This is a genomic window from Streptomyces atriruber (genome assembly GCF_001418325.1).
GTDB classification, from domain to species: Bacteria; Actinomycetota; Actinomycetes; order Streptomycetales; family Streptomycetaceae; genus Streptomyces; species Streptomyces atriruber.
Window position 1 is genome coordinate 1 of record NZ_LIPN01000190.1, and the last position, 5,237, is coordinate 5,237.

Here is a 5,237-nt window from a genome sequence, read left to right on the forward strand (position 1 = left end):
CCGCCGCCACCGCCGCCGACAGCGTCCGGTCGCCGAGCGGCTGGGCCGCGCGCAGCGCGCCGTACAGCACCCCGCGCACCCGGCGACGCACCACCACGGGCACCGCGAGCACCGACCGCAGACCCTCCGCCGCCACCGCCGCGTCGTACTCGTGGCTGATGTGCCGCGACACGTGGTAGTCGGTGACCGCGCAGGGCCGCGACAGCGCGACCGCCTTGCCGCCGAGGCCGTTGCCGGACGAGATGGCGAGGCCCTGCAGGGCGCGCGTGCCCGTGCCGATCAGTTCGCCGATGCGCACCTGGCGCGACCCGTCGAGGAGACCGCCGAACGCCACCGGGAGCCCCGTGCCGCGGCGCAGCCGCAGCAGAGCCGCCCGCATCTCCACCGTCTCGCCGCCGTCAGCCGACACGCGCCCGCCCTTTCACCTCGCGACACCCCCGTCCGGGGGTAGTGAGATCCGCATCACGAATTACACGATGTTCCGTAGCGTCCGGCAATGAGCACGGCAGTACGAGCAGCAGCGTGAACCACCGCGAGAGCGGGCGACTAGGGGTGCACATGACGACTGACGGCACGAGCGCCACGGAGCAGTTCCGTACCGCACGGGACTTCCTCCTGCGCAACCGAGAGGACTACGACGCCGCGTACGAGGGCTTCGCCTGGCCGCGGCCCGAGCGCTTCAACTGGGCGCTCGACTGGTTCGACGTCATCGCGCAGGGCAATGACCGGACGGCGCTGCACATCGTCGAGGAGGACGGCACGGAGTCGCGCTTCTCCTTCGCGCAGCTGTCCGCCCGCTCCAACCGCGTCGCCAACTGGCTGCGCGCGCGGGGCGTCCGGACCGGTGACCGCATCGTCGTCATGCTCGGCAATCAGGCCGAGCTCTGGGAGATCGCCCTCGCCGCGATGAAGCTGCGCGCCGTCGTCATTCCGGCGACGCCGCTGCTCGGCCCCGTCGACCTGCGCGACCGCATCGACCGCGGCCGCGCCCGGCACGTGGTCGTGCGCCCCGAGGACACCGCGAAGTTCGACGACGTGCCCGGCGACTACACACGGATCGTCGTCGGGGGAGAGCGCGAGGGCTGGCTCGCCTACACCGGGTTCGACGACGTGTCCGACGTCTTCGAGCCCGAGGGGATCACCCTCGCCGACGACCCGCTGATGCTCTACTTCACCTCGGGCACCACCGCCCAGCCCAAGCTGGTCGAGCACACCCATGTGTCGTACCCCGTGGGCCATCTGGCGACGATGTACTGGATCGGCCTCAAGCCCGGCGACGTCCACCTGAACATCTCCTCGCCCGGCTGGGCCAAGCACGCCTGGTCGAACCTCTTCGCTCCGTGGAACGCCGAAGCGACGGTCTTCATCCACAATTACGCGCGCTTCGACGCCGGACGGCTCATGGCGGAGATGGACCGGGCCGGCGTGACGTCGTTCTGCGCGCCGCCCACCGTGTGGCGCATGCTCATCCAGGCCGACCTGACCCAGCTGCGCACCCCGCCGCGCGAGGTCGTCGCCGCCGGTGAGCCGCTCAACCCCGAGGTCATCGAGCAGGTGCGGCGCGACTGGGGCGTCACCATCCGCGACGGCTTCGGGCAGACCGAGACCGCCGTGCAGGTCGCCAACTCGCCGGGTCAGGAGCTGAAGCCCGGCTCGATGGGCCGCCCCACGCCCGGCTTCGCCGTCGAGCTCCTCGACCCCGTGACCGGCGCGCCGGGCGCCGCGGAGGGGGAGATCTCCCTGGTCCTCGGGACGGACCCGGTCGGCCTGATGGCCGGGTACCACGGCGACCCCGAGCGCACGGCGCAGGCCATGGCGGGCGGCTACTACCGCACCGGTGACATCGGCTCGCGCGACGCCGACGGCTACATCACCTACGTCGGCCGGGCCGACGACGTCTTCAAGGCGTCCGACTACAAGATCTCCCCGTTCGAGCTGGAGAGCGCGCTCCTGGAGCACGAGGCGGTCGCCGAGGCCGCGGTCGTGCCCGCGCCCGATGCGGTGCGGCTCGCCGTGCCCAAGGCGTACGTCGTGCTCGCCGAGGGGTTCGAACCCGGCCCGGACACCGCGAAGTTGCTCTTCGAGCACTCCCGTGCGGTGCTCGCCCCCTACAAGCGTCTGCGCCGCATCGAGTTCGGCGCGCTCCCCAAGACCGTGTCCGGCAAGATCCGCCGCATCGAGCTGCGCGAGGCGACCGCCGCGGGTTCGGCGGCGGAGTACCGCGAGGAGGACTTCCGATGAGCGAACGGTCCGGCGAGATCTCCCACCGCCTGTCCTACGCGCACGGCACGAGCGGTACGCCGCTCCTCGGCGACACCATCGGCCAGAACCTCGCCCGGGCCGTCGCGACCTGGCCCGACCGGGACGCGCTCGTGGACGTCGCCGCCGGTACCCGCTGGACGTACGCCGAATTCGGCGCGGCCGTCGAGCAGTTGGCGCGCGGCTTCCTCGGACTCGGCGTCGCCAAGGGCGACCGCGTGGGGATCTGGGCGGTGAACTGCGCCGAGTGGGTGCTCGTGCAGTACGCCACCGCCCGGATCGGCGCCATCATGGTCAACATCAACCCGGCCTACCGGGCCCACGAGCTGGAGTACGTCCTCAACCAGTCCGGCGTCTGCGTCCTGGTCGCCACCCGGACCCACAAGACCAGCGACTACCGCGCGCTCGTCGACGAGGTGCGGCCCCGCTGCCCCGAGCTGCGTGCCGTCCACTACATAGGGGACGGTTCGTGGGACGCGCTGCTGGACGCCGCAGTCTCCGTCGGCGCGGCGGAACTCGCCGCACGTGAGGCCGAGTTGAGCTGCGACGACCCGGTGAACATCCAGTACACCTCCGGCACCACGGGATTCGCCAAGGGCGCCACGCTCTCCCACCACAACATCCTCAACAACGGCCACTGGGTGGGCCGTACCGTCGGCTACACCGAACAGGACCGGATCTGCCTGCCCGTGCCCTTCTACCACTGCTTCGGCATGGTGATGGGCAACCTCGGAGCCACCTCGCACGGCGCGTGCATCGTCATCCCCGCCCCGTCCTTCGACCCCGTGGCCACGCTGCACGCCGTCGAGCGGGAGCGCTGCACCTCGCTGTACGGCGTGCCGACGATGTTCATCGCCGAGCTGAACCTCGCCGACTTCGCGACGTACGACCTGAGTTCGCTGCGCACCGGCATCATGGCGGGCTCGCCCTGTCCGGTCGAGGTGATGAAGCGGGTCGTCGCCGAGATGCACATGGCGGAGGTCTCCATCTGCTACGGCATGACCGAGACCTCACCCGTCTCCCTGCAGACGCGCCGCGACGACGACCTGGAGCGCCGCACCGGCACGGTGGGCCGGGTCCTGCCCCACATCGAGATCAAGGTCATCGACCCGGCCACCGGTGTGACGCTGCCGCGCGGCGAGTCCGGCGAGCTGTGCACGCGCGGGTACGGCGTGATGCTCGGCTACTGGAACGAGCCCGAGCGGACCTCCGAAGCCATCGACGCCGGACGGTGGATGCACACCGGTGACCTCGCCGTCATGCGCGAGGACGGCTACGTCCAGATCGTCGGCCGCATCAAGGACATGATCATCAAGGGCGGCGAGAACATCTACCCCCGGGAGATCGAGGAGTTCCTGTACGGCCATCCGAAGGTCGCGGACGTCCAGGTGGTGGGCGTACCCGACGAGCGGTACGGGGAGGTACCGCTGGCCTGCGTCATCGTGCGGGACCCCGACGACGTCCTCACGCTGGAGGAGCTCCAGGCCTACTGCAGGGGGCAGTTGGCCCACTACAAGATCCCGGCCGCCCTGCGGATCCTGGAGGCCTTCCCCATGACGGTCTCCGGGAAGGTGCGCAAGATCGAGCTCAGGGAGCGGTACGGGGAGTGACGGAGCGGCGCATGCAGAGGCGGGGCCAGCGGTGGAGGCCGAGCTCCGCCTCGTGCGCGCGGATCCTGCGCAGGCCCGGGGTGAGTTCGGTGTCGGCGAGCGGGCGGAAGCCGATGCGGGCGTAGTACGGGGCGTTCCACGGGACATCGGTGAAGGTCGTCAGGGTCAGCGCGCTCGCGCCCTCCTCGCGTGCGCGGTCCGCGAGGTGTTCGATCAGGGCGCGGCCGACGCCGCGGCGGGCGGCGCGAATGGGGTCTCCCCTGCTCGAGCGGAGCCGAGAGCTTGGGGACGCACGGTGACCTGCTCGATGTGGAGCGCGTCGGCGTCCGGGAGGGGGTCGGCGAGCAGATACGCGGCCGGGGCGCCCTCACCGCCACCGTCCTCTCCGTCGCAGACGGCGACCCAGGCGCGGCCCGCCCGGCGGTAGCGGTCCAGCTCCTCGACGGTGGGCGGCTCGTCGTCCGCGATCGTGGCCATGCCGAGGGCACGGAACGGCTCGCCCGCGGCCCGCTCGATGTCCTGGAGCGCGGGCAGTTCGGCGGCGGTGGCGGGACGGATGAGCATGGGGCCGAGTATGCCCCGGCCAAAACCTGTTGTGCGGCCGGGGGGCGACCGGGGATCGTGGGCCGGTCCGTCAGCAGGTCCCTTCCATCGATCCCGTGAGGTGAGCGTGCGCCTGTCCAAGGCCGGTGGCCCTGAAGAAGCCGGGGCCGGCAGGGCGGATGGGGCCGCCGCCGCTGCGGCACCGCCGCCGCCCGGTCTGAGCCGGGGCATGGTGCTGCTGCTCGCCGTCACCTGCGGCGTCGCCGTCGGGAACGTCTACTTCCCGCAGGCCGTCAGCCCGCTGGTCGCCGACGGCCTGAACGTGTCGGCGGACACGGCGGCGCTCGTCGTCACGGCCACCCAGTTCGGGTACGCGGGCGGCATCTTCCTCCTCGTGCCGCTCGGCGACCGCATCCCGTACCGGACGCTCATCGTCACGCTCCTCTCCCTCACCGGTCTCGGCCTGCTCGGCGCGGCCGCCGCGCCGGGCATCTCGCCGTTGATCGCGGCGAGCGTCCTGATCGGTGTCACCACCGTCGTGGCGCAGGTCGTCGCGCCGACGGCGGCCGGGCTCGTGCCCGAGGAGCGGCGCGGTGCCGTCGCGGGCACGCTGCTGAGCGGTTCGATCGGCGGGATGCTGCTGTCCCGCGTCTTCGGCGGCACGGTGGGGGAGTGGCTCGGCTGGCGTGCCCCGTACCTGATGACGTCGGTGGTCGCGCTGCTCATCGCGTGCGTACTGGCGCGTGCGCTGCCCCGGTCGACGGCGCCGTCCCGGCAGCGCTATCCGGCCCTGCTCGCCGAGTCGCTGCGGCTGCTGCGCACCGA

General features: G+C 71.8%; 4 protein-coding genes and 1 pseudogene. 3 read left to right on the top strand and 2 right to left on the bottom strand.

Annotated elements, in window-relative coordinates; translation table 11 throughout:
- Positions 1-379: GAF domain-containing protein (locus tag AOK03_RS21040; protein ID WP_157869021.1), on the bottom strand; the 379-nt coding region annotated here is incomplete at its 3' end.
- 179 nt (positions 380-558) lie between these two features.
- Between AOK03_RS21040 and AOK03_RS21045 the strand changes: the two genes are divergently transcribed.
- Both AOK03_RS21045 and AOK03_RS21050 read left to right on the top strand, forming a co-directional pair.
- Positions 559-2,241 (top strand): AMP-binding protein, encoded by a 1,683-nt coding sequence (locus AOK03_RS21045; protein WP_055566865.1) that lies wholly within the window; start codon positions 559-561, stop codon positions 2,239-2,241.
- The gene (locus AOK03_RS21050; RefSeq protein ID WP_055566866.1) at positions 2,238-3,869 is read left to right on the top strand and encodes an AMP-binding protein; all 1,632 of its coding nucleotides are present in this window, start codon (positions 2,238-2,240) and stop codon (positions 3,867-3,869) included. Before AOK03_RS21045 ends, AOK03_RS21050 begins: the two co-directional genes overlap by 4 nt.
- Here AOK03_RS21050 and AOK03_RS21055 read toward each other — a convergent pair.
- A pseudogene (locus AOK03_RS21055) lies at positions 3,847-4,433 on the bottom strand (GNAT family N-acetyltransferase). The gene AOK03_RS21050 and the pseudogene AOK03_RS21055 sit on opposite strands and share 23 nt — an antisense overlap.
- Before the next feature lie 208 nt (positions 4,434-4,641).
- On the opposite strand from AOK03_RS21055, the gene AOK03_RS21060 reads away from it, so the two are divergent.
- Positions 4,642-5,237, top strand: a 596-nt coding sequence (locus tag AOK03_RS21060) for an MFS transporter (protein WP_157869022.1), incomplete at its 3' end; no start/stop codon positions are given.

Excerpts from the sequence above, each read along its gene's own strand:
- AOK03_RS21045 (WP_055566865.1), top strand. The coding sequence starts at position 559 with ATGACGACTGACGGCACGAGCGCCACGGAGCAGTTCCGTACCGCACGG.
- AOK03_RS21050 (WP_055566866.1), top strand. The coding sequence starts at position 2,238 with ATGAGCGAACGGTCCGGCGAGATCTCCCACCGCCTGTCCTACGCGCAC.